At 65.4% G+C, this 22,410-nt stretch carries 22 protein-coding genes; 9 read left to right on the top strand and 13 right to left on the bottom strand.

Going from position 1 to position 22,410, the window contains the following annotated elements; genetic code table 11:
• Nucleotides 1–41: 41 nt before the first annotated feature.
• The 4 genes from phnE (F0184_RS19125) to phnD all read right to left on the bottom strand — a co-directional run bounded on the left by phnE (F0184_RS19125) (nucleotide 42) and on the right by phnD (nucleotide 3,501).
• Nucleotides 42–854: a phosphonate ABC transporter, permease protein PhnE gene (gene phnE / locus F0184_RS19125; RefSeq protein ID WP_150497809.1), complete on the bottom strand. Its 813-nt coding sequence runs from the start codon at nucleotides 852–854 to the stop codon at nucleotides 42–44.
• A complete protein-coding gene (phnE, locus tag F0184_RS19120) occupies nucleotides 851–1,657 on the bottom strand; it encodes a phosphonate ABC transporter, permease protein PhnE (protein ID WP_150497808.1) in 807 nt (268 codons plus the stop codon). Before phnE (F0184_RS19120) ends, phnE (F0184_RS19125) begins: the two co-directional genes overlap by 4 nt.
• Complete coding sequence (phnC, locus tag F0184_RS19115) at nucleotides 1,654–2,475, bottom strand: phosphonate ABC transporter ATP-binding protein (RefSeq protein ID WP_150497807.1); 822 nt, start codon at nucleotides 2,473–2,475, stop codon at nucleotides 1,654–1,656. Before phnC ends, phnE (F0184_RS19120) begins: the two co-directional genes overlap by 4 nt.
• A gap of 75 nt (nucleotides 2,476–2,550) precedes the next feature.
• Nucleotides 2,551–3,501 (bottom strand): phosphate/phosphite/phosphonate ABC transporter substrate-binding protein, encoded by a 951-nt coding sequence (gene phnD / locus F0184_RS19110; RefSeq protein ID WP_150497806.1) that lies wholly within the window; start codon nucleotides 3,499–3,501, stop codon nucleotides 2,551–2,553.
• A 268-nt stretch (nucleotides 3,502–3,769) separates the two neighbouring features.
• On the opposite strand from phnD, the gene F0184_RS20815 reads away from it, so the two are divergent.
• From F0184_RS20815 to F0184_RS19060, 8 genes are all read left to right on the top strand, one after another.
• Nucleotides 3,770–3,985, top strand: coding sequence for an HAD family hydrolase (locus tag F0184_RS20815; RefSeq protein ID WP_208998568.1), 216 nt, complete (start codon nucleotides 3,770–3,772; stop codon nucleotides 3,983–3,985).
• A gap of 459 nt (nucleotides 3,986–4,444) precedes the next feature.
• Nucleotides 4,445–5,671 carry an IS256 family transposase gene (locus tag F0184_RS19100; protein WP_150497805.1) on the top strand — a complete coding sequence of 409 codons (1,227 nt, stop codon included), beginning with the start codon at nucleotides 4,445–4,447 and terminating at the stop codon, nucleotides 5,669–5,671.
• 115 nt (nucleotides 5,672–5,786) lie between these two features.
• Nucleotides 5,787–6,167, top strand: a complete 381-nt coding sequence (locus F0184_RS19095) for a type 2 periplasmic-binding domain-containing protein (protein WP_172972167.1) — start codon at nucleotides 5,787–5,789, stop codon at nucleotides 6,165–6,167.
• A gap of 19 nt (nucleotides 6,168–6,186) precedes the next feature.
• Entirely contained in the window at nucleotides 6,187–6,474 is a 288-nt protein-coding gene (locus F0184_RS19090) for a DUF6127 family protein (protein ID WP_150497803.1), read from the top strand.
• 74 nt (nucleotides 6,475–6,548) lie between these two features.
• On the top strand, nucleotides 6,549–7,259 hold the full coding sequence (locus F0184_RS19085) for a YcbK family protein (RefSeq protein ID WP_208998567.1): 711 nt from the start codon (nucleotides 6,549–6,551) through the stop codon (nucleotides 7,257–7,259).
• 83 nt (nucleotides 7,260–7,342) lie between these two features.
• Complete coding sequence (locus F0184_RS19080; protein WP_150497802.1) at nucleotides 7,343–8,278, top strand: IS110 family RNA-guided transposase; 936 nt, start codon at nucleotides 7,343–7,345, stop codon at nucleotides 8,276–8,278.
• A 264-nt stretch (nucleotides 8,279–8,542) separates the two neighbouring features.
• Nucleotides 8,543–8,821, top strand: a complete 279-nt coding sequence (locus F0184_RS19065; protein ID WP_150497800.1) for a hypothetical protein — start codon at nucleotides 8,543–8,545, stop codon at nucleotides 8,819–8,821.
• A 220-nt stretch (nucleotides 8,822–9,041) separates the two neighbouring features.
• Nucleotides 9,042–11,579, top strand: coding sequence for a cation:proton antiporter (locus F0184_RS19060; RefSeq protein ID WP_150497799.1), 2,538 nt, complete (start codon nucleotides 9,042–9,044; stop codon nucleotides 11,577–11,579).
• A gap of 2 nt (nucleotides 11,580–11,581) precedes the next feature.
• Here F0184_RS19060 and F0184_RS19055 read toward each other — a convergent pair whose 3' ends face one another.
• The 4 genes from F0184_RS19055 to F0184_RS19040 form a co-directional block, all read right to left on the bottom strand.
• Nucleotides 11,582–12,049, bottom strand: coding sequence for a hypothetical protein (locus F0184_RS19055; protein ID WP_188656284.1), 468 nt, complete (start codon nucleotides 12,047–12,049; stop codon nucleotides 11,582–11,584).
• 57 nt (nucleotides 12,050–12,106) lie between these two features.
• Complete coding sequence (locus F0184_RS19050) at nucleotides 12,107–14,788, bottom strand: cation-transporting P-type ATPase (protein WP_244299359.1); 2,682 nt, start codon at nucleotides 14,786–14,788, stop codon at nucleotides 12,107–12,109.
• A gap of 73 nt (nucleotides 14,789–14,861) precedes the next feature.
• Nucleotides 14,862–16,586, bottom strand: coding sequence for a cation:proton antiporter (locus F0184_RS19045; protein ID WP_206668381.1), 1,725 nt, complete (start codon nucleotides 16,584–16,586; stop codon nucleotides 14,862–14,864).
• Nucleotides 16,586–16,840, bottom strand: coding sequence for a helix-turn-helix domain-containing protein (locus tag F0184_RS19040; RefSeq protein WP_150497795.1), 255 nt, complete (start codon nucleotides 16,838–16,840; stop codon nucleotides 16,586–16,588). Before F0184_RS19040 ends, F0184_RS19045 begins: the two co-directional genes overlap by 1 nt.
• 129 nt (nucleotides 16,841–16,969) lie before the next feature.
• Between F0184_RS19040 and F0184_RS19035 the strand changes: the two genes are divergently transcribed.
• On the top strand, nucleotides 16,970–17,833 hold the full coding sequence (locus F0184_RS19035; RefSeq protein ID WP_150497794.1) for a universal stress protein: 864 nt from the start codon (nucleotides 16,970–16,972) through the stop codon (nucleotides 17,831–17,833).
• A gap of 33 nt (nucleotides 17,834–17,866) precedes the next feature.
• Here the strand turns inward: F0184_RS19035 and F0184_RS19030 are convergent, their stop codons facing one another.
• The 5 genes from F0184_RS19030 to F0184_RS19010 form a co-directional block, all read right to left on the bottom strand.
• A complete protein-coding gene (locus tag F0184_RS19030) occupies nucleotides 17,867–19,144 on the bottom strand; it encodes a hemolysin family protein (RefSeq protein WP_150497793.1) in 1,278 nt (425 codons plus the stop codon).
• 105 nt (nucleotides 19,145–19,249) lie between these two features.
• On the bottom strand, nucleotides 19,250–19,759 hold the full coding sequence (locus F0184_RS19025) for a hypothetical protein (protein WP_150497792.1): 510 nt from the start codon (nucleotides 19,757–19,759) through the stop codon (nucleotides 19,250–19,252).
• A gap of 94 nt (nucleotides 19,760–19,853) precedes the next feature.
• Nucleotides 19,854–20,621 (bottom strand): hypothetical protein, encoded by a 768-nt coding sequence (locus F0184_RS19020; RefSeq protein WP_150497791.1) that lies wholly within the window; start codon nucleotides 20,619–20,621, stop codon nucleotides 19,854–19,856.
• The gene (locus F0184_RS19015) at nucleotides 20,605–21,147 is read right to left on the bottom strand and encodes a sigma-70 family RNA polymerase sigma factor (protein ID WP_150497790.1); all 543 of its coding nucleotides are present in this window, start codon (nucleotides 21,145–21,147) and stop codon (nucleotides 20,605–20,607) included. Before F0184_RS19015 ends, F0184_RS19020 begins: the two co-directional genes overlap by 17 nt.
• 28 nt (nucleotides 21,148–21,175) lie before the next feature.
• On the bottom strand, nucleotides 21,176–22,345 hold the full coding sequence (locus F0184_RS19010) for a 2OG-Fe(II) oxygenase (protein ID WP_150497789.1): 1,170 nt from the start codon (nucleotides 22,343–22,345) through the stop codon (nucleotides 21,176–21,178).
• Nucleotides 22,346–22,410: the final 65 nt, after the last annotated feature.

Here is a 22,410-nt window from a genome sequence, read left to right as displayed (position 1 = left end):
GCGGCGCAAATGGTTGGGATCGGGCGGTGAGGTCCTTCCGGTCAGATGATGGCGTGGCGCATGCGGGCGGAGACCCATTCGCTCAGGACGACGGTGGCGAGAATGAGCAGGAGGATCACCGTCACCTGGCTCCAGGCCAACGTGTTGAGCGATGCCTGGAGCTTCAGCCCGATGCCGCCGGCGCCGACCAGCCCGAGGATCGTGCTTTCGCGGATGTTGATGTCCCAGCGGAACACGGTGATGCCCCAGAAGGCCGGCATGATCTGCGGCACGATCCCATAGGACAGGACCTGTGCGCCGCTCGCGCCCGTGGCCTCGATCGCCTCGATCTGGGTCGCGTCGGTTTCCTCGATCGCCTCGTAGAGCAATTTGCCGATGAAGCCGATGGACCTGAGCGCGATGGCCACGATGCCCGCAAGCAGGCCCGGCCCGATGATGGCGACCAGCAGAAGTGCCCAGATCAACGAATTGATCGAGCGCGAGGCGACGATGATGAACAACGCGATAGGCCGCAGGATCAGCGCCGAGGGTGTGGTGTTGCGCGCGGCCAGAAAGGCTACTGGAACCGCCATGATGACGCCGCCGATCGTGCCGAGGGTGGCGATGTTGATGGTGTCCCATAAGGGTTGCATCAGTTCCGGCAGGTAGGACCAGCGCGGCGGAACCATGCGGCTACCGATATCGGCGGCCTGCGTCGGGGCGTCGGCGACGAAGAACCAGATTGTGTCCCGCGTCATGATTTGCCAGCACCACACGAACAGCGCGACCAGCGCCAGCCACCCGCCCCACAAAGCCAACCGCCCGCGGGACGTGCGGTAGGACCAGACCTGGCTGTAATGGGTGATCTCGGTCATTGCAGGAACTTCCGCAGGTAGCTGGAACTGTATTCGGCGACCATCACGACCGCGATGATGATCAACAGGATCGCCCCCGCGCTGTCGTATTCGTAGCGGTCGATGGCGGTGTTCAGCGTCGCCCCGATGCCGCCAGCGCCCACGATGCCGATCACCGCGCTTTCGCGGAAATTTATGTCGAGCCGGTAGAGTGACAGGCCAATGAGCCGCGGCATCACCTGCGGCTGCACGGCGTAGTTCACCAACTGCCCCCAAGAGGCGCCGGTGGCGCGCACCGCCTCGGCCTGCGCCTCGTCGATCTCCTCGATGTCGTCGGCCAGCAGCTTGGCGATGAAGCCGATCGTGGCGAAGGACAGCGTCAGAAATCCCGCGAATGGCCCGAATCCGAACATCGCCACGAAGAAGATGGCGATGATGACCTCCTGCAACGCGCGGCTGACGGCGATGATCGACCGGCAGATGTAATAGATCCATCGCGGTGCCAGATTGCGCGCCGCGCCGATCCCGATGGGAATGGAAATCGCAACCCCCACCACTGTCGAGGTCAGCGTCATGGTCAGGCTTTCGATCAGCCCCTGGCTGATGTCGCGCCAACGGCTGGTGAAATCGGGCTGCAGGAACCCCATGACGAACCGCTGCCCACGTTCCAGCCCGGCATAGACGCGGGCCCAGTTCACCTCGACCGACCCGATGGCCAGCACAAGGTAGATCACGATGCCGATCTGGATCGCGATGCGCCACCGCAGATCCTTCAGGATCTGCGGCGGGCGGCGCCATGTCGTCGGATAGGGCCCTGTCGTCATCGCGCCAGCGCCGCCATCCGGTCGCGGGCGTCAAGCTCGGCGCGGGTCTGTTCCTCGTCGCCGCGCCGCATCTCGTTCCAGTCTTCTTCGCCGTAGATCGCGGTCAGCGCGTCATGGGTCAGTTGATCGGGCGTGCCGTCGAACACCACCCGTCCCGCGCGCAGGCCGACGATGCGCTGCATGAACTGCTGCGCCAAGGGCACGTCATGGATGTTCACGATGGCGGGCAAGTCCCGCTCGGCGCAGATCTCGGTCAGCAACCGCATGATCTGGCGGCTGGTTTTCGGATCCAGGCTGGCGGTGGGTTCATCCACCAGCAGCAATTCCGGGTCTTGGGCCAGCGCCCGCGCGATACCGACCCTTTGGCGTTGCCCGCCCGACAGCGCATCGGCGCGTTTGTCGGCATGTTCAATCAGGCCCACGCGGTCCAGCAGTTGATAGGCGCGCTGGATATCGGCAGGCGGGTATTTCCGCAGGAAGCTGCGCCAGAACGGCACATAGCCCAGTCGCCCGGACAGGACGTTTTCCATCACCGTCAAACGTTCGACCAGCGCGTATTCCTGGAAGATCATCCCGATCCGGCGGCGTTGACGGCGCAGGTCGGCCTTGCCCAGACGCACAAGGTCCATATCGCCCAGCAGCACCTTGCCACCTGTGGGTTCCACCAGACGGTTGATGCAGCGGATAAGCGTGGATTTGCCCGCGCCCGACGGGCCGATCAGGCCCATGATCTGGCCCTTGGGCACGGTCAGAGACACGTCGCGCAGCGCGGCATCGCCGGTCTTGTAGGTCTTGGACAGACCTTCGAGGATCAGCATCGGTGGGCACCCTCTCGTGCAAAAGCCCACGGGCGGCGCAAGGCCGCCCGTGGCGCGATCATGACAGATTGCAGCTCAGTTGCACTCGTAGACGACGTCGGTGGCCTCGTCGATCGTGCGGATCACGGCCCAGTCTTCCTGAAAGGTGATCGGGATGAACTGCGCTTCGCCGGAGTTGGCGAATTCGGCCTGCAGCGCGCTGCCTTCCCAGTCGAAGCTGAAGAACGCCTCGCGTATGGCGTCCTGCAGTTCCGGGGTCAGGTTGTGCGCGGTGCCGTAGCCCGTCGTCGGGAAGGTCTGCGAGGTGTAGACCGACACGATCTGATCGGGGGTGATCGCCTCGCGTTCGATCATGCGGGCCATGACCGAGTTGGCGATGGAAGCGGCCGGGTAGTCGCGGTTGGCCACACCGAGGATCGAGGCGTCATGCGCGCCCGAGAACACCGGCTCGAAATCCGTGCCTGCGACCATGCCGAATTCGGCGCTGAGGATCGCGGAGGGGGCCTTGAAGCCCGAATTCGACGTCTCGGACGTGAAGGCCAGTTGACCGCCGCGGATATCCTCGACCGCGGTGATGCCGCTGTCGGGGTAGGTGATGATTTCCATCTCGTAGCCGAAGGACCCGTCCTCGGCCGCCATCATGGCGAAGGGGCGGAAGCCCGCGCAGGCCACGGCCAGCGGGTTCGACCCGGTGTTGAAGCCCGCGACATGCAGGCGGCCTGCGCGCATCGCCTCGATCTGGGCGGCGTTGGACTGGACCGGAAAGAACTGGACCTCGCGGCCGGTGACGGCGGCCATGTGGTCAAGGAAACCCTGCCAGACCTCGGCATAGACGGCCGGATCTTCGACGGGCGTATAGGCGAAGATCAGGGTTTCGGGATCGACCAGCTGCGCCGGGTCGGTCGGGATGTCGGCGATCAGGTCGCCGTCGGCATCCGAAAAACGCGGATCGAGCGTGAACTCGGCATAGACAGGCAGAGCAAATGCAAATGTGGCTATGGCCGCAATGGCTGTGGACGCTTTCATGGTATCCCTCAAGATGTTGCGAAGCTAACGGTCGCATACCGTCGAAACGCAACAGAGATATGACAGTTTTGTCGTCTCGGGAAATTGGCCCCCGTTTCGCCGTGGGCCGGGTCGTGCGGGTGGTTGGCGTCTCTGGCACGAACAGGATACGGCCGCTGCGCATTTTCCTTGGGACAGGCAGGGGGCACCCGATGACGGACGCGGAAAAATCTTCCATGCCTATGAAGCGATCCGCGACCGCCTGCCTGCGATGGCCGCGCCCGGCGCGATGACCGGTATTTCCAGACTTCTCGATATCACCGATCAGATCGACGCCTGTGTTTTCGATGCGTTCGGCGTGCTCAATGTCTGCGCGCGGCCAATCCCGGGCGCAGACCGCAGGCTGGATGATCTTCGCGCGCGCGGCATTGCGATCCGGGTGCTGACCAATGCCGCAAGCCAGGATCTCGCGGGGCGATCGCCAAATTCCAGCGGCTCGGTCTGAGGCTGCATGACATTGAAATCGTCACCAGCCGCGAGGCCGCCCGGCAAGGGCTTCCCGCCGGAGTGTTGGGAGTGATTGCAGCTGACGCGAACGGGCTTGCGGATATCTCGCGGCCCGGCGTCCGCCTCCCGTGCTTGGAGCATGGATCATAGCCGGTACCGGGCCTGCGGCGACGGCTCTGGGGTCTCTCGGCGCTGGCACTCGCGAATGCCGGTATTCTGGCTCTCCTGTAGCGCAGCATTCGTGTCTGAAGATGCGCGACTTGCACATCAAGCCGTCCCGTCCGCGGGAATGCTGGATTGCCTCAGATCGGCTCCGGTCGCTAACATACAGGCAGGGAGACCATTTTCGATGGACAGGGGTCGTGTCGCGAAGGTGGTGGAAATTTGAAGGTGACGTAATCTCCGGGTGAACTGAACCCACCCAACCGGCGGCAGCAACCGCCAGGGAGATCACGCCATGAAGAGCAATACCGACACTGCCGCGCTTTCGCTACTGGCCAATGAAGCCGGCTATGATCCTATCGAGGATCGTCTACGAGAAAATATCCGTGCCACGATCGAGGCGGTTTTCGAAGAGGAACTGGACGCGTTTTTGGGGCGCTGCCGTTATGACCGTGGCACCGGCAAACCCACGGGCTACCGGCACGGCCACCGGGAGCGTCAGTTGATTGGCACGTTTGGGGCAGAGACGATAAGCGTGCCGCGCGCCCGCAGCGTTGACGAGGTCGGCAAGACTACGGAATGGCGCTCGAAGGCGCTGCCGCGCTACCAGCGACTGACCAAGAAGGCCGAGGCCCTCATTGCCTCGGTTTATCTGGCCGGGACCAACACGCGGCGGGTGAAGCGGGCGCTGTATGGGCTGTTTGAAGGGGCGGTCAGCAAGGACGTGGTCAGCCGCGCCTGGCGCAAGGTGAAGGTCGACTGGGACGCATGGGTTGCGCGGAACCTGTCCGGCGAAGACATCGTCCGTCTGATTTTGGATGGCACCGTCATCAAGACCCGGTTGGATCGAAAGGCCACGAACATCTCGGTTCTGGCCGCCATAGGCGTGCGCCGGGACGGGCAGAAGGTGCTGCTTTCCATCAAGAATATGGGCGGGGAAAGCAAAGCTGCATGGGGCATGTTTCTCGGTGATCTCGATGCGCGCGGTCTGAAACAACCGGAATTTGTCATCGTCGATGGCGCGCCCGGACTCGAGGCCGCCCTTGTCGCGCTCTGGGGCGATGACCTGCCGATCCAGCGCTGCACGGTTCACAAGCACCGCAACCTTCTGGGCCATGCCCCGAAGCACATGCATGACGAGCTGTCCGAAGATTACCGCGATATGATCTATGCCGACACCGCGGCAGATATCGAAAAGCGGCGGAAGGCATTCTTGCGCAAATGGCACCTGAAATGTCGCGCGGTCGCCGACAGCCTGGACGAGGCTGGGGATCGGCTGTTCACCTTCACGCGCTTGGACCCATCGCAGTGGAAATCGGCCAGGACGACAAACGCCATAGAGCGTCTGAACGAGGAATTCCGCCGTCGCATCAAGACCCAGACCGTGCTGCCCTGCGCCGAAACCGTGCCGATGCTACTCTGGGCGCTGATGGCATCGGGCCAAATCCAGATGCGAAAGGTCGATGGCTGGGAAACCTTGGCTCAGCCCATCGCCCCAATCAGCCTTGACCTCGCGGCCTGATCAGGCCCCAATCCAAATGCTCGGAGATCGCCGCCAGAGAATTTCCACCAGATTCGAGACACAACCGGACAGGAGGCGATGCCTCACTGGAGCTGGTACATGTGCGGCAATCGGATTGCCGAGCCTCGTGCGTGCCGCAGAGACTTTTCGCCTCGGACTAACCCCGGTCTTCCTTGACAATGATGCCGTCGTCATCGAGCGTTTGAGGTCCGCTTTCTCCGAGGCGATGGGCGAACCGGTCGATCTCATCCAGCGACGGACCTATCAGGAAATCACGGCGACCATTCTCGATGGATCGGTGGATGCCGCCTGGATCTGCGGCTATCCATTCCTGCAACACCGCGAAAGCCTTTCGCTGCTCGGCGTTCCGGTCTGGCTGCAGACCATGGTGCCGCTGACCGCGGGCGATACCGTCGAACTGCAGGGGTATTTCCGGGTCGCGGACGGCTATTTCGCCGCCGATCACACGTCCTTCTGGGGCTGCAAGGTCGGCTGAGCGGCGGAAGGAGGATCCTATGAACCCACCCCGATCCGAGGGCTTCGTGCGCATGCCCGACGCCGAGTTCGAGGCGATCCTGACCCGGGCCGCCGAGGAAGGCGCGAAGCGCGCGCTTGCCGATGTCGGGCTCGACGGCGACGAGGCCGCGCTCGACATCCGCGATCTGCGCTCCCTGGTGGATTGCATCCGGCTGGTGCGCCGCACCGCGATGCAGACCGCCGTCCGCATGATCACCACCGGCGTCATGCTGGCGCCGCTCGCGGACATCGCCATCAAGCTCAGGATCTTCAGCGGCAGCACGTAGCCTCTCCCCATCTCCCATCTTCAGCCTAACCGTACCCGCCCTGGTGGCGGGTTTTTTCGTTTCGGAGGATCCCCATGACCACGACATTCCACAGCCATTGGCGCGACGTGCCTGGGGGCACCTGGCGCTGGCCAAATTTTAGCCCGGCCGAAATTGCCTGCCGGGGCACCGGCAAGCTGCTCATCAACGAACCCGCGCTCGACAAGCTGCAGGCGCTACGCGACCGGCTGGGCAAGCCGCTGATCGTCCGCTCGGCCTATCGCAGCCCCGAGCACAACCGTGCCGTGGGCGGCGCGACCCGCTCCAAGCACCTCGATGGCGCCGCCTTCGACATCGCCATGGCGAACCACGATCCGGTGGCGTTTGAGGCAGCGGCGCGGGCGGTCGGGTTCCTCGGCTTCGGCTTCTATCCGCGCTCAGGGTTCATCCATGTCGACCTCGGCCCGGCGCGTCAGTGGGGCGAGCGGTTCCCGGTCCGGGCGACGGCATTTGCAGTCGAGACACCGCCCGCACGCGAGGTGCTGGCCGACAGCCGCACCATGAAAGGCGGCGGGGCCGCTGGCGTCGCGACGCTGGGAGCTGCTGGCGTGGAGGTCGCGCAGAACGTCCTGGCCGAGACGCAATCCGCCATCCTGCCGCTCGTGCCGTATCTCGACACCTTGTTTTATGACTTCGGTCGGCTCCTGAGGCAAAAGGGAGCCACTGTCCGCCACGCCACTTATGGCGGACAGTGGCGGGGGAGGGATCGGTCGACACGTTGGTCTTGCAGGACCGCAGCGCAGTAGGATCGCCCCCGTCTTTTCTTTCGGCCTGAACGGATACCGGGGCTTTGAGGCCCGCATGACAAGACCAGGAGAGGAAAAGACACATGAGGAATATCATTGGCGTCGACATCTCGAAAGATCGACTGGACGTCTTTGCACTCGCTGATCGAACATACCACCAGTTCGCCAACGATCAGCATGGCATCCGGGCGCTGATCCGTCAGCTCGGAAAACTCGACCAGCCGCTTGTGGTCTTCGAGGCAACCGGCGCCTACCATCGCCGGCTCGAAGCTTCCCTTGCCAAGCATGCCGTGCATTTCCACAAGATCAACCCAAGGCAGTCTCGGCGGTTCGCCGAAGCAACCGGTCGCCTTGCCAAGACCGATCGCGTGGATGCCGCGATGCTCGCACGCATGGCGGCGGCACTGAGTCTGTCACCGCAAACGCCGAAGGCAGAAACGCATCATGATCTGAGGGAGTTATTGGTTGCCCGTCGTGCTTTGGTCAAGGACCTGGCGACCGGGAAGGCACGTGAGAAAAGAGCCTTGCAGCCCGTCGTTCGTCGCCAGATCACCAAGCGGCTGCGGCTCGCCGAAAGCCAGATCGCAGAGCTGGAGCGCGAAATCCTCGATCGGATAAATGACGATCCCGAGCTGTGCGCCCGTTTCAACATTCTCCTGAGCATTCCCGGTATCAGCGAGATCACCGCTTTCACCATGCTGGTCGAAATGCCCGAGCTTGGAACGATGTCGAACAAGCAAGCCGCATCCCTGGCCAGGCTTGCGCCAGTGTCGCGTCAGTCTGGCAAATGGCAAGGCAAGGAGCACATCCGAGGCGGCCGACGCGAATTGCGACGCGCGCTCTATATGCCGGCGCTCTCGGCCATGCGCTTCAATCCCGATCTGAAGACGATGTCAGAAACCCTGGCCGCCAGGGGCAAGCCTGCCAAGGTCGTGATCACTGCTGTGATGCGAAAGCTGATCGTGCTTTCCAACATCCTTGTCGCGGCTGGACGAGAATGGAGCCCAAATCAGGCTTGACCATCACGGATACTGCGCTGGGTGTTCATCCTTGTGGCGCTCGGCGGCATCGCGGTCACCATCTATGCTCGCCTCGATGACTGGAAGCGGGGCCGGCGGTGATCGCCGGGCTCCTCACCGGGATAGCGGCCAGCCCGTGGGTGCGAGCGGCGCTGTGCTACGGCGCCATCGTCCTCGCCGTGCTTCTGTTCCTGCTGTCGCTTCGGCGGTCCGGCGAGCGAGCGGGCCGCCTCGCCGAACGCCTTGAAACCACGGAGAAGGCCAATGACGTCCAACGCCGGATGCTGGAGGCGGCAGCTCGCCGCCCTCGCGATCGCAACGAGCTTGCTCAGCGGCTGCGCGACGGACGGTTCTGAGCCCGGCATCGCGACCGCCTGTCCGCCCGTGGTGGAGTACACCCGCGAGCTCCAGGCGCGGGCGGCCGAGGAACTGGTCCTGCTGCCGGATGGATCGGCGATCGCCGAGATGCTGAGCGATTATGCTGTCGTCAGAGATCAACTCCGCGCCTGCGGAGAGACGGCTACGACCGGCTTGTGTAGGTGAGCGCCGCTCACAGTCGCCCTGATCGGGTCCCGGTGGTCGCTGCCGGAGCGACGGTGACCGGACTGCCGCGTACAAGGCGACCATAGTCGGGTTTCTCACAGGCGCAGTTCACGACCGCCGTAGCTGTCCCTTGCGCCAATACGAGAAAATCTTGCCCCTCTCTGGCGACATTCGAGCCCCGCCGATTCCCCGCGCCTGAATTTCCAGCTATTTCAGGCCTATGGACATCGTTCTCGTCACCACTGTCATCGCGTCCCTGTTCCTCGTCATCGGCGCGGCGGAGCCGCTTGCCGCGCGCCTGAAACTGCCCTTCTCCGTGATCCTCGCCGTGCTCGGCGTGATGATCGGTGCGGGCGCGATCTTCTTTCTGCGGACGGAGTTGACGGACGCGCTGAACCCGGTGGCCGAGGCGATCCTGGGGTTGCCGATCCGGTCCAACGTCTTCCTCTATGTTTTCCTGCCGACGCTGCTGTTCCAGGCGACGCTGGGCATGAACCTGCGCCGGATGCTCGACGACTGGGTGCCCATCCTAGTGCTCGCCGTCGTAGCGGTCGTCGTGGCGACGCTAAGCGTGGGCTATGCCCTGTCCTGGGCGAGCACACTGCCGCTTGCGGCGTGCCTGCTGATTGGCGCGATCGTGTCCACGACTGATCCCTCGGCGGTCGTCACCATCTTCCGCTCGATCTCGGCGCCGCGCCGGCTTGCGCGGATCATCGAAGGCGAGAGCCTCCTGAACGACGCCGCGGCCATCGCGCTCTTCGGCCTGTTCATGGGCTTCGTCATGCTGGGGATGCCCGATCCGGACCTTGGCGCGGCGCTTGCGCGCTTTCCCGTCCTGATCCTGGGGGGCGCCTTTGCGGGCTGGCTGGCGGCAAGGGTGGCGGTCCGGGTCATGGCGTTGTTCTCGCGCCACGAGCTGGCGCAGATCTCGATCTCGGTCGCTCTGCCCTACCTCGCCTACATCGGGGCCGAGCAGAGCATCGGCGCCTCGGGCGTCATCGCCGTGGTCGCCGCTGGACTGACGCTGAACCTGACCGGTCCCGGGCGCCTGCCGCCGCAGGCGTGGGCAAACCTGCGCGAGATCTGGGACGTGCTGGCGCATTGGGCCGGGGCGCTGATCTTCGTTCTTGCTGCGCTGCTGATCCCGCGGTTGCTGGAGGAGGTGCGCGTCGAGGATTTCGTTCTGGTCGGCGTGGTGATCCTCGCCGCCATCGCCGCGCGGGCGGTGATCCTGTTCGGGCTTCTGCCGCTCCTGACCGCGCTCAGGCTCTCGCCCGCGGTCGAGCGCCCCTACCGCGTCGCGATCCTATGGGGCGGCTTGCGGGGCGCGGTGACGCTCGCACTTGCGCTCGCGGTAACGGAAAGCTTCCGCGTGCCGGACGGCATCCAGCGCGTGGTGGCCATCCTGGCCACCGGCTTCACGCTCTTCACGCTGATCGTGCAGGGCACCACGCTCAGGTGGGTGATCGGCAGGCTGGGGCTCGACCGGCTCTCGCCCATCGACGAGGCGCTGTCGCGGCAGGTCGTCGCCGTGGCGCTGCAGACCGTGCGCGAGGACGTGGCGCGCACGACCGAGAACTACGAACTGAGCCACGACACCGTGCGCTCGGAGGCCAAGCGCTTCGGCGAGCGGCTGGATGCGGCGGTGAAGTCGGCCGAGGACAGCGCGGACATCCTCGACCGCGACCGGGTCACGCTCGGCCTGATCGCGCTGGCCGGCCATGAGCGCGACACGATCCTTGCCCGCGTCCGGGAGCGGACGATTTCGGCGCGGATGGCCGAACAGATCCTGTCGGATGCCGACCGGCTGATCGAGGGCGCCCGCAGCCAGGGGCGCAGCGGCTACAACCGCGCCGCCCGGCGCAGCGTCGCCTACGGCCCCGGTTTCCGCGTCGCCGTGGTGCTGAACGGCCGTCTGCGCCTGTCGGGGCCGCTGGCGCGCATGACCGCCGACCGGTTCGAGCTTCTGCTCTCGCAACGGCTGATCCTGCGGGATCTGGGCACCTTCATCGACGGGCGCATCCGGCGCATTCACGGCCGGCGGGTGGCGGACCTCCTGCACGAATTGCTCGCGCGCCGGATCGAGATGGTCGAGACCGCTTTGGAGGGGCTGCGCCTGCAATACCCGGGCTATGCGGAGGAGCTGGAACGCCGGTTCATCCGGCGCACGGCGCTTCGGCTGGAGGAACGGGAATACACCGCGATGCGCGAGGATGGGCTGATCGGCGCCGAGGTCTACACCACGTTGATGCAGGACCTCGATGCGCGCAGGGCCGCCGCCGAGGAACGCCCGCATCTCGACATCGCGCTCCAGCGGGCCGAACTGGTCCGGCAGTTTCCGCTCTTCGCCGAACTCGACGATGCCGTTCTGAGGCGCCTCGGCCGCGCGCTCGAGACGCGCTACATCAACGCCGGCGAGGTCATCATCCGCAAGGACAGTGCCGCGAGAAGCGTGTTCTTCATCGCCTCCGGGGCGGTGGAACTCGAGACCGCCGGTCAGACATGGCGGCTCGGGCGGGGCGAGATGTTCGGTCAGATGGCGATCCTGATGAAGAAGGCGCGTCGCGCCGAGGTGCGCGCCATCGCGCCCTCGACGCTGCTCGTTCTTGACGAGGCGCGGTTCCGCCGGCTGCTGGAGCGCAGCGAAGCTCTTCAGGACGCCGTCCGCGCGAGCGCCGATAAGCGCGGGGTCGACCCGGACCATCTATTCGACGACACGAACGTCGAGCGCCCGCCAGACGATCGCGCGTCGGTTTGACGTCAGTCCAGAGTCGCGTCGAATTCAAAGATGCTGCGCCCGTCGTCTGTCGTCGGCGCGACGATAATTTTTGCGTTGGTGATGCCCGGGCCGGAAAACTCAATCGACCGGTCCAGCAAATCGTCGGCGCCCTGCGTTACGGGATATCCGTTGCCGCTCAGGCTTTCTTCCCAATCCGCAAAGAGTGCATCCACATCAGCGCCCGTCGCGATGGAGAACATTCGCACGGTCGAGCCGATGGCGCGGTCCGTGACGACCTCCGCATCGTCCGGGATCGCGCGCACGTCGGGAATCCAGTCCTGTAGGTGCTCGTCGGCGTATACGACCGCCGAGGCGGCCAGCACGAGCCAGGCTGCAACAAGCGCGTCTCTCACGGGCAGGCGCAGGAGAGTGGTGCGCAGGCTGGCGACGGCTCGTCTGGGGCCGATCGGAAGGAAAGGGTTCGCGGGGGTGCATGTCATGGATGTCATGGCCAGAAAGCTATCTAACCTGCGTACATGTTCAATTTCGTCGGCGCATTCCCGCCGCTATCCTGCCGCGGCGCCATTGGCGGAGCGGAAGGTCAGCCGCATCTGCTTTTCGGTCTCGATCAGCCCGAAAAAGACGACGCCTATTGCGACGATAAGCAGCCCGTCGAACAAAGGCACGGCTTCGGTTCCGAAGACGGCCTGAAGCGGCGGCATATAGGTGACGGCGAATTGGGCCGTGGTGACGGCGATGACGCACGCCCAGACTACCCGCGTTCCTCTTGCTGCCGCCCAAGTGAGAGACGTCCCGTGGATGTTGCGAATGAAGAAGAGGTGGAAGATTTCCAGCACGACGATGGTGTTCATCGCCATGGTCTGCGCGAGCTCTTGCGAATGCCCCTTGTCCAGCGCGTAGGTGTACATACCGAACACGGCGGCCGAGAACAGAAGCGAGACCAGCGCTACGTGCCAGAGCAGCCCCCCGCTGAGCAGGGCTTCGCCGCGCGGCCGGGGCGGGCGGCGCATGGTTCCGGGTTCCGAAGGCTCGAACGCCAGAGCCAGCCCCAGCGTGACGGTGGCGACGAGGTTGACCCAGAGGATCTGCACCGCTGTGATCGGCAAAGCCATCCCGAGAAAGAGAGCTATGATGATCGGCATGGCCTCGCCCGCGTTTGTGGGCAGAGTCCAGCTGATGACCTTCTTGATATTATCGTAGACGGTGCGGCCTTCGCGTACGGCGGCGGCTATCGAAGCGAAGTTGTCGTCCGCGAGCACGAACTCAGCAGCCTCCTTCGCCGCCTCGCTACCCTTGAGTCCCATGGCGATGCCAGCATCGGCGCGCTTTAGCGCGGGCGCGTCGTTCACGCCGTCGCCTGTCATCGCGACGGTCAGCCCGCGCGACTGAAGGGCGGTGACGAGACGCAGCTTGTGAGCGGGAGAGGTGCGAGCGAAGATGTCGGCCTGCACCGCTGCCTCCGCGAGCGCGGCATCGTCCATCGCTTCAAGATCGGCGCCGGTCAGGACGCGGTCGTGATTTTTCAGGCCGATCATGCCTGCAATCGCCCGCGCGGTGGCGGCATGATCGCCGGTGATCATCTTCACGCGGATGCCGGCGGCGTGGCACTCCGCCACCGCCTCGATGGCCTCGGGGCGCGGCGGGTCGATCAGCCCGATCAGTCCGATGAGCGTAAGTCGCCCCTCCAAATCTGCGGTGTTCAGGATCGTGTGGTCCTGGGGCACCGCCCGGGCCGCCACGGCGATCACCCTCTGCCCCTCGGCCGCCAGATCCTCCACCATCCCGTTCCAGTGATCCGCGTCGAGTGGCTGGGACCCGCCATCAGCGGCACGCTGATCGGCACAGAGCGCCAACACCGCCTCCGGCGCGCCCTTCACGTGGATGCAGGCGCGGTCTTCGTGGTCGTGGTGGAGGACGGCCATGTACCGATGGGCGGTGTCGAATGGGATCGCATCGGTGCGGGTCCACTGCCGGAAAGGCTCGCCTCCCTCGCGGGTGATCTTTCCGGCGAGCGCCATCAGCGCGCCCTCCATGGGATCGCCCTCGACTCGCCAACCCGCCTCATGGGCGTGCAGCATTGCGTCGTTGCAGAGCCCCGCAGCCCGCGCGAATTCCATCAGCACGGCGTGTTCGTCGGGGTGGGCGTCGGCCTCGCGCCAGCGCACCGCGCCCTCGGGCGCATAGCCATTCCCGCCGACGGAGTAGCTATGCCCCGCCGCAGCCAGAGACGCCACCATCATTTCGTTGCGGGTAAGCGTGCCGGTCTTGTCGGAGCAGATCACCGAGACGGAACCCAGGGTCTCAATCGCGGGCAGGCGACGCACGATGGCATTGCGTCGCGCCATGGCCTGAACGCCTACCGCAAGGGTGATCGTGAGCACCGCAGGCAGACCCTCGGGGATGGCCGCAACCGACAGGCCGACAACGGCCATGAACAGGTCCGCGAAAGGCAGATGCCCGACGAAGTAGCCGTAGATCAGCAGGGAGGCTGCGACGATCAGGATGAAGACCGTCAGCCAGCGCGCGAAGCGGTCCATCTGGGCCACAAGCGGCGTGGTCAGCGTCTCGACGCGTCCGAGCATGCCGCTGATCCGCCCGATCTGGGTGTCCGCACCTGTGGCGGCGACGACGCCCCGCCCGGCACCGGCGGCCACCAGCGTGCCGGAAAACAGCATCGAGGACCTGTCGCCCAACGCCGCGTCCTCCGTCACGGGCGCCGTGCCCTTATCTACTGGCACGGACTCTCCGGTCAGGATCGCCTCTTCCGCCTTGATGCCGCGCGCTTCGATCAGACGCAGATCGGCAGGCACGCGATCCCCGGCCTCGATCAGCACGATGTCGCCCGGGACGAGATCGGACGCATCCACGCTGATCCGCCGCCTGTCGCGCAGGACGGCAGACCGTGGTGCGAGCATCCCGCGGATCGCATCCATGGCCTGCTCGGCGCGGCCTTCCTGGATGTAGCCGATCACGGCGTTTACAATGACTACTGCGAGAATGACACCAGTATCGACCCAGTGCTGTAGCGCCGCCGTCACGGCGGCCGAAGCGATCAGGACGTAGATCAATACGTTGTGGAAGTGTGACAGGAACCTCAGGATCGGGCTGCGCTTAGGCGGTTCGGGCAAGCGGTTCGGGCCATGTTTCGCAAGGCGACGTGTGTATTCCCCGGTTTCGAGCCCGCTTGACCTGGACGCGAGGGCGTCCAGTGCCGTGGCCGAGGGCATTGCGTGATATGCTGGAAGATCTCGGTGGTTCGTCATCCCGGTTGGCCCGTCTGTCCTCTGCGCGGCATCACGATCACGACACCTGCTTCTCTTCGGTTCCGATGGACGGGATTTCGGTCCGCTCTTCCTCCGGTGCGCCGCAGAGCAGGTCCACCGCACGGTCGGCCGCGTCCTGGAAAGGCTCCAGCACCATGTCTGCGCCAGAAGCGAAGAGTTCCTCGGTGTCCTTGGGGTGATGAGACGCGACGGCCACGCGCCCGCGGAAACCGGAGGTGCGTGTGAGCTGGATCAGCGTCGTGCGCGTGTCCTCGTGGCTTAGGCCTGTCGGGTGAAGCGGCACGGTCGAGACGATCCATTCCGCCCGCGCGAGCGGCAGCTCCGCCACGAACTCAGGGTCGGTCGCGTCGCCGAATTCGGTCTCAAGCCCAAGCTCACGCCAGCGCCGAATGGCGAGAGGGTTGAAGTCGACTCCCAGGACCTTGATACCCCTTTTCTGCAGCCGGAGCCCGATCGCGGTGCCGAAGCGCCCCAACCCGAAAATGATCACCTTGTGGCCGTCGTTGCGATGCGCCCCGGCCTCGGACGGCTCGCGCGGCGTGCCCTTGCGCTCGAACACACCCAGGAACCGCTCGAACACGGCGTAGAGCTGATGCGAATAGGTGATCATGTAGGTCGAGGCGGCGATGGTCACGAGCCCAACCATGGTCACGAGGCCGAGCGCATCTTCCTGCACATGGCCGAGCGACACCCCCATGGCGACGAAGATCAGGGAAAACTCGCTGATCTGCGCGACTGTCAGGCCGGCGAGGAAACCGGTGCGCTTGCGGTAGCCCATGGCCCCCATGATCGCCAGAACGATGAGCGGGTTGCCGATCAGCACGAACAGCGAGAAGACGATGGCACCGGTCACATGCGCGCCGAGTAGCGACAGGTCGAGCGCCGAGCCGAGCGCGATGAAGAAGAAGAGGAGAAGGAAGTCGCGCAGCGGGGCGAGCCGCGCCGCGATGGTTTCGCGATAGGGCGTCGAGGCGAGCGCGACGCCGGCAAGCAGGCCGCCCACCTCCTTGCCGAGGCCGACGATGTCGCCCGCCGCCGCAAACATCGCCGCCATGGCGATGGCGAAGATCACGAGAAGTTCGGGCGCATGCGCCAGCCGCTCGGTCAGCGGATTTGCGACATAGCGCACGAAGAGGATGACGAGGGCCACCATCGCCACGCCCGAGGCCAGCACCAGCGACACTGATCCCCCGCCATGGCCGCCGTCGCCGCCCGCGCCGATGCCAATGGCCGAGAGCACGATCATCGCCAGCACGACGACAAGGTCCTGCACGATCAGAAAGCCGAGCGCGATCTGGCCGTGCAGGCTGTCGATCTCGCGCTTGTCCGACAACAGCTTCACGATGATGATCGTCGAGGAGAAGGTCAGCGCCACGGCGACGTAGAGGCTGGTGATATGCCCGAGCCCGAGCGCAAGCCCGATCAGGTAGCCGAAGATCGACGTGAACGCGACCTGGCCGAGCCCGGTCAGGAGTGACACGGCCCCGAGGGAGCGGATGAGCTTCACGTCGAGTTTAATGCCGACGAGGAACAGAAGCACCGCGATCCCGAGTTCGGAAAGCAGGCTGATCTGCTCGTCCGACCGGACCAGGTCCAGCGCCGAGGGACCTGCGATCAGGCCGACCGCGATGAAGCTCACGATCAGCGGCTGGCGCAGGATGATCCCGAGAAACCCGACAACCGCCGCTAGCACCAGAAGCGCGGCGATCTCCGCAAACGGCGACTGAACAATCACTTCCATCAATTCTTCTGTTCCTTCGTACTCTGTGCTGCTGTCGCCTCCGGAGAGGTGTTCGTCTCGCCGTTTGGCCTGGCGGCGGGCCGCGTCGCGTGACCTTCGAGAAAGGCGTCGAGGTCGTCCGGGCCGATCCGCCATCCCTTGCCGATGTCGATCGCCCGGAGCTCGCCGTCCTTGATCCAGCGTCGTACGGTGACCTCGTTGACCTGCAGAAGGTCCGCGACCTCCTTCACGGTCCGATATTGCTCGCGTGACATGCTGGCGCCTTTTCACCGGATTTGGCATAATATAGCAGATTATAGGATAGATGAGATGATTCAGACAGAGCTTGATGCGTCGCAGCGCGTCGCTCGCAGATGTGAGGCCACGGCCCGGGACCGGAAACGATGAAGACAATCATAGTGGCTACGGACTTTTCGGAGCGGTCGGATCGGGCGCTGCGGCGTGCGACCCTTCTTGCCCGCCAGTTCGAAGCCACCATGCTGCTGGTTCATGTCGTCGACGACGATCAACCGCGCCGGATCGTGGACGCCGAGCGCGACGAGGCCACGAAGCTGCTTCGCCAGATGGCCGCCACGCTGCGGGACGTGGACGGCGTTAACTGCGATACGCGGGTCATCCTCGCGTCCCCATTCGTCGGCATCGCGCAAGCCGTGGCAGATGCGACGCCCGACCTTCTCGTCATCGGTCCGCATCGACGCCAAGTGCTCAGGGACGTGTTCATCGGCACCACGGCGGAGCGGACGATCCGCTCGGTGGCCTGTCCCGTTCTGATGGTCAATGCGCCACCCGTGGGATCCTATCGTCATGTGATGCTGACGACGGATTTGTCAGAGGGCGCCGCGCAGGCAGCGAAAGCCTCCGTGGTGCGCGACATCGCCCACGGCGCGAACGCGTGTATACTGCATGTCTTCGATGCGCCCGCCATTCATCTGGCCATGAGCCACACCATTCCCTCGGATGCGCGAGAGGCCTATCTCGAAGATCAGCGGAAGGAGGCTTCGCGCGCGCTCGCTGCCTTCGTGAAGTCGGTCGATTGGCGATCGATCCGGCAGAAGGTACGTCAGGTACGAAACGCCCCGGCCGAAGAAATCCTGTCAACGGCGCGGGACGACTCTGCCGATCTCGTGGTCGTCGGAACGCACGGTCGCAGCGGCCTCGCCCGGTTCTTTCTCGGGAGCGTCGCGGAAGCCGTCCTGCGCAGAGCCGATCGCGACGTTCTTGCCGTCCCTCCGTCGCAGCCCGTTTAACCGTGGCCCGCGCGGGACGGTCGCGTCCCGCCATCAGGTAGCCGCTTCACGCTTTACGATGAGCTTGTCGATCCGCAAGCCTTCAATGTCGATGATTTCCATCCGCCAGCCATCGACGTCGATCGTCTGACCGACGCGCGGCATCTCGCCAAGGTGCTCCATGACAAGACCGGCGACGGTTTCGGCGGAGGAGGGGCTTGGGATCGTCAATTCGAGCTGCTCGATGAACTCGTCGACAGGCATCCAGCCCGCGACCAGCAGTGAGCCGTCACCGCGTTCGACGAATTTGGGCTCGTCGGTCTCCGTTTCGTCGAATCCCCCTGCAATCGTCCCCAACACGTCCATTGGCGTGACAATCCCCTCGAAATGTCCGTATTCGTCATAGACGAGCAGCATGTGGCAGGGAGAATCCCGCAGCCGATCGATGACGTCGAGGGCCGGCAGGGACTCCTGGATCGCGGGGGCCGGACGCATGAGCGCCTGTGCATCGAACGCCGCGTCCGTCGTCGCGAGCAGATCGCGGCTGTGAAGGACACCGATGATATCGTCCGGCCCGTCGCGCCGGAGCGGGAGGCGCGAGTGGCCAGACGTCCGGAAACGCGCCAGGATTTGAGCGCGCGTTTCGTCCACGTGGGCGGTCTCGACGTGATGGCGTCGCGTCATCAGGCCCCTTGCGCGGCGATCGGAGAACCGCATGACGCCGCCGATCAGGTCCTTCTCGGCCCGGTGGATCACGCCGGCGCCGGCCGCCTCGGAAAGCAGTGTACGAATGTCCTCGTCGCTCACGGAGGGTTCGCGTTTTCCCGAATGGCCTATGAGGCGCAGGACGAGGGTACCCGATCTGTCGAGCAGCCAGACCACGGGCGCCGCGACGCGGGACAGCATAAGCATCGCCGGGGCAACGGCGCTCGCTACGCGTTCTGGAGCGGCCAAAGCGATCTGCTTCGGGACAAGCTCGCCGACGATCAGCGACAGATAGGTAATGACGACGACCACGAGCCCGACCCCGACCTTGCTCGCTGCGGCCTCGGGAATGCCGAATTCAGGGAGCACTTCGGCCAGCCGCAGACCGATCGTGGCGCCAGAGAAGGCGCCGGCGAGAACGCCCACCAGGGTGATGCCAATCTGGACGGTCGATAGGAACTTTCCCGGGTGTTCGGCCAGCCGAAGAGCGATCCCGGCGCCGCGGTCCCCGTGCTCGGCGCGCGATCTCAGCCGTACCGGCCGCGACGAGACCACCGCCAGTTCGGACATCGCGAGCAGGCCGTTCACACCGATCAGAAGCAGAACGAGAAGAATTTCCAAAAACATGAGTGAGCCCAATGCGAAGTATTTGTGATGGAGCGGATGGTCATGGGCATGGTTTAGCCCGTCCGCACACTGGGCGCATTGGCTATTGGCGCGTGGCCGCCGGCGTCAGCGCAGGGTGGCGTCGATCTCGATCACCCGGCCGTCGTCGTCGCCACCCTGAGCCACGATGATCTTTGCATTCACGATCCCGGTCCCGCTGAATTCTATGACGCCGTCGAGCGACTCGTCGCGTCCGCGCCCGATGGCGTATCCGTTCGCACGCAGGGCCACTTCCCATTCGATCAGCAGATCGTCGACATTCGCCGATGTTCGCAGGGTGAGCATGCGGATGGTCGATCCGACCTGGCGGTCGGCGAGCACCTCGACATCACCCGGCAGTTCGAGAACGTCGGGCAGCCAATCCTGAAGGCGTTCCTGCGCCTCGGCTGCCGTGGTCGTCCGCAGGATCAGCGCCACAGCGATACAGATGGCGAGGAGCCAGATCGAGACGTTGGAGTGGCGAAATCTGCCGCGTATTGGCAAACCCGGCATCGGTTTTCCGGTGCGCGCGGCCTTCGAGGCTGTCCGCAGATCGCAGGCCTTTTCGGTGTTGCTCGGTCGTGGTGACGGAAACATTCTATCCTTCTTCGCGGGTTTCGGCGGCGACGCGGATGCCGCCGCGTGTGGTTTTGGTCGTAGCCTGCATTCGTTTCGGAGACAGCGGGCACACTCAGTTACCACGAGACAGCAGCCTGTCGGCTCCGAGCGCCAGCTGCTCGGGATGGCCGGACTCGTCGACGAGGACGAAGGAGGACCGCCCGCGCTCGAACAGCGCGACTGTGCGTCCCCGGTAATCGAAGGCCGTCGGCGGATCCTCGGCATCCTCGGGGCTCCGCGCGACGGCCATGAGCAGGAGCCGCCCGAGATCCGGGGCATCGACGGCGATGGCGACGGCTGGGCGGTCGGGGGTGGCGACGATCTGCACGTCGCGCACGGTCCAGTCCTCTGGGAGGACGGGAAGCTCGATGCCGAGCGCCGCGACGATTTCCTGGGCATTCAGTTCCGCGCTTTCGGGCTGCGACACCATCCAGTGTCGGAGCTCCAGCGCGGCCTGCGCGTCGAGGGCCGCCTCGACCAGCGGGGGCGCGCCCGCGGGGCCGGCCGCTTGCCAGGCGACATGACCGGTCCAACCGGCCGCGAACAGGACGACGGCAGCCGCGAAGGGGGCTGTGCGGCGCAACAGGCGCTGTCCGCGCAGCCTATCCTGCAGGCGGCGCGCCTCGGTCACGAGCCGCTCCGGCGCGGGGTCGTCCGCCGCCGACAACGCCATGCGCAGCGCGGCGGTGTTGCCTGCATCGGCCAGCAGGTCCGCCGTCCGCTCCGGCCTCCCCTTGAGGTAATCGGCAATGGCGAGAGTGCGATCGGGGTCCAGACGCCCTTCGAGAAGCGCCAGAAAATCGGCCTCGACGTCCGAGTCGGACTCAGTCCTGTCGCTCATCGCGGCCTCCCACGATCCTGAAGGGTTTCGCCGGGCCCGCGTCGGCCGCGCCGTCCTCGAAGGCCCGCAGCGCCGCGCGGGCCCGGCCGACGCGCGACATCACCGTGCCCACGGGCACGCCCAGAACCTGCGCCGCTTCGGCCGGCCCCAGCCCCTCCACCGCCACCAGGTGCAGGGCTTCGCGCTGCTCGGGCCCAAGCGACAGGAACGCCGCGCGCAGCTGCGCGAGCCGCGCCGCCATCTCGCCGGACGCCTCCACGAAGGAGGGTCGCGTCTCCGCCCAGGCCTGTTCCCGCGCCTGCGCCGCCTGCGCGCTGCGCCGGGTGTCGATGAAGAGGTTGTGCAGGATCGCCATCAGCCAGACCCGCACATCCGCCCCCTCGCGGAAGGTCGCGCGCCGCTCCTGCGCCCGCGCGAAGGTCGCCTGCACGAGGTCGTCGGCCGCCTCGGCGTCGCGGGTCAGCACGCGCGCGTAGCGCCGAAGGGCCTCCAGCTGTCCGACGATATCGAGGTCGTCACGGGCCATGCGGCTCACGTCTCCTTTCGGGCGCGGGTCATGCAGATTTCTCCACCTGGGCCTGCGGTCCCGAACGATACGACGATCCGGTGTCGCCTACATATCGCGCGTTTTCCTCGCGCAGCCGCGCCGCCGCATCGTCGTAGAGGAAGGGCAGGAATGCGTAGCGCCGGCCGCGTGTCACCTTGCTCACCTTGTGCAACAGCGAGCAGGAGAACACGACGGCGCCGCCGGGCGGGGCCTTGAAGCTGCGCGGGCCGTATTCGGGAAAGCTGACCTCGCCGCCGTCGAATTCGTCGTTGAGGTTCACCGAGACGGCGAAGCGGCGATGCGCGGTGCCCTTCGTCGTGTTGTCGCGGTGGGCCGAGAAATGCCCGCCGTCCTCGGCCGCGTAGCAGGAGACGATGTAGCGTTCCATCCGCGTCACCTTGAACTGGTGCACCTTGGCGATCTCGGGCACCACCCGGCGCAGGAACCGCCCCTGGAGGGCGGAAATCAGATCGCGATCCTCGATGTTGTAATCCTTGCGCCGCTTGAAGCCCGGATCGGTCACGCCCACCGTCTTGCCGCCGATCTCGCGCATGAACCCGCTCTCGCGGCCCCCTTGCGCCTCGTAGAGCCCGATCAGGTGGCGGCAGAGCTCGGGCTCGAACACGCGTGGCAGGAACAGGATCGGGGCCATGATCTCGACCCCGGCGAAGCGCGCGGGCGGGGGCAGATCGTCCAGAACGTCCATCACCTCCGCCAGGTCGCTGCGATCTCTCCGGAAGGGGATCGCGGCGATCACGCGCATCGTGGGGTCGATGATGACCCACTGCCGCGCCAGCGCCACGGGCCCGCGCGCCGGATCCGCCTCCTTGTCGGCGACGCCGTAGCGCCGAGACGCGGTCAGGTCGAAATCCCAGAAGTGGCGATAGCCGGGGATGCGGTTCGCCACGCGCCCTGAGGCCTCGTCCTCCGGATCGACGCTCACGCCAAAGAAACAGGCCCGGTCGTCGTCGAAGATGTCCGGCCGCCCGTGGGCTGCCTTCAGCGCCGCCTGCGCGTCGGGATCGCCCGCACTGCCGTAGAAGCAGAGCACCAGGTACCGCCCCGCCGCGCTGTCGAAGGCGTAGCGCGGGTTGGCGACGCTCCTCTGTATGAAGCCGGGCGCGGGGTCGCCGGGCGTCAGCAGGGTCGTCGTGTCGATCTGCAGCGGTGAATCCATACGTGCTCTCTTATCTGGGTTCGACTTTTATACGGAGGCGTCGGCCGATCGCATCCCGCACTTCG

The sequence above is a fragment of the Roseibium aquae genome (assembly GCF_008711285.1).
Taxonomy (GTDB): domain Bacteria; phylum Pseudomonadota; class Alphaproteobacteria; order Rhizobiales; family Stappiaceae; genus Roseibium; species Roseibium aquae.
Note: the sequence above shows the minus strand (reverse complement) of the source record. Positions and strands in the feature narration are given on the sequence as shown.

What these genes read in the sequence shown, in the direction of transcription:
- phnD (WP_150497806.1), bottom strand. Translation starts at nt 3,501, where the DNA reads ATGAAAGCGTCCACAGCCATTGCGGCCATAGCCACATTTGCATTTGCT.
- F0184_RS19020 (WP_150497791.1), bottom strand. Translation starts at nt 20,621, where the DNA reads ATGAGCGACAGGACTGAGTCCGACTCGGACGTCGAGGCCGATTTTCTG.
- phnE (WP_150497809.1), bottom strand. Translation starts at nt 854, where the DNA reads ATGACCGAGATCACCCATTACAGCCAGGTCTGGTCCTACCGCACGTCC.
- F0184_RS19025 (WP_150497792.1), bottom strand. Translation starts at nt 19,759, where the DNA reads ATGTTTCCGTCACCACGACCGAGCAACACCGAAAAGGCCTGCGATCTG.
- F0184_RS19040 (WP_150497795.1), bottom strand. Translation starts at nt 16,840, where the DNA reads ATGTCACGCGAGCAATATCGGACCGTGAAGGAGGTCGCGGACCTTCTG.
- F0184_RS19085 (WP_208998567.1), top strand. Translation starts at nt 6,549, where the DNA reads ATGACCACGACATTCCACAGCCATTGGCGCGACGTGCCTGGGGGCACC.
- phnC (WP_150497807.1), bottom strand. Translation starts at nt 2,475, where the DNA reads ATGCTGATCCTCGAAGGTCTGTCCAAGACCTACAAGACCGGCGATGCC.
- F0184_RS19065 (WP_150497800.1), top strand. Translation starts at nt 8,543, where the DNA reads ATGACGTCCAACGCCGGATGCTGGAGGCGGCAGCTCGCCGCCCTCGCG.
- F0184_RS19080 (WP_150497802.1), top strand. Translation starts at nt 7,343, where the DNA reads ATGAGGAATATCATTGGCGTCGACATCTCGAAAGATCGACTGGACGTC.
- phnE (WP_150497808.1), bottom strand. Translation starts at nt 1,657, where the DNA reads ATGACGACAGGGCCCTATCCGACGACATGGCGCCGCCCGCCGCAGATC.
- F0184_RS19050 (WP_244299359.1), bottom strand. Translation starts at nt 14,788, where the DNA reads ATGCCCTCGGCCACGGCACTGGACGCCCTCGCGTCCAGGTCAAGCGGG.
- F0184_RS19035 (WP_150497794.1), top strand. Translation starts at nt 16,970, where the DNA reads ATGAAGACAATCATAGTGGCTACGGACTTTTCGGAGCGGTCGGATCGG.
- F0184_RS19090 (WP_150497803.1), top strand. Translation starts at nt 6,187, where the DNA reads ATGAACCCACCCCGATCCGAGGGCTTCGTGCGCATGCCCGACGCCGAG.
- F0184_RS19010 (WP_150497789.1), bottom strand. Translation starts at nt 22,345, where the DNA reads ATGGATTCACCGCTGCAGATCGACACGACGACCCTGCTGACGCCCGGC.
- F0184_RS20815 (WP_208998568.1), top strand. Translation starts at nt 3,770, where the DNA reads ATGACCGGTATTTCCAGACTTCTCGATATCACCGATCAGATCGACGCC.
- F0184_RS19060 (WP_150497799.1), top strand. Translation starts at nt 9,042, where the DNA reads ATGGACATCGTTCTCGTCACCACTGTCATCGCGTCCCTGTTCCTCGTC.
- F0184_RS19015 (WP_150497790.1), bottom strand. Translation starts at nt 21,147, where the DNA reads ATGGCCCGTGACGACCTCGATATCGTCGGACAGCTGGAGGCCCTTCGG.
- F0184_RS19100 (WP_150497805.1), top strand. Translation starts at nt 4,445, where the DNA reads ATGAAGAGCAATACCGACACTGCCGCGCTTTCGCTACTGGCCAATGAA.
- F0184_RS19045 (WP_206668381.1), bottom strand. Translation starts at nt 16,586, where the DNA reads ATGGAAGTGATTGTTCAGTCGCCGTTTGCGGAGATCGCCGCGCTTCTG.
- F0184_RS19030 (WP_150497793.1), bottom strand. Translation starts at nt 19,144, where the DNA reads ATGTTTTTGGAAATTCTTCTCGTTCTGCTTCTGATCGGTGTGAACGGC.
- F0184_RS19055 (WP_188656284.1), bottom strand. Translation starts at nt 12,049, where the DNA reads ATGACATCCATGACATGCACCCCCGCGAACCCTTTCCTTCCGATCGGC.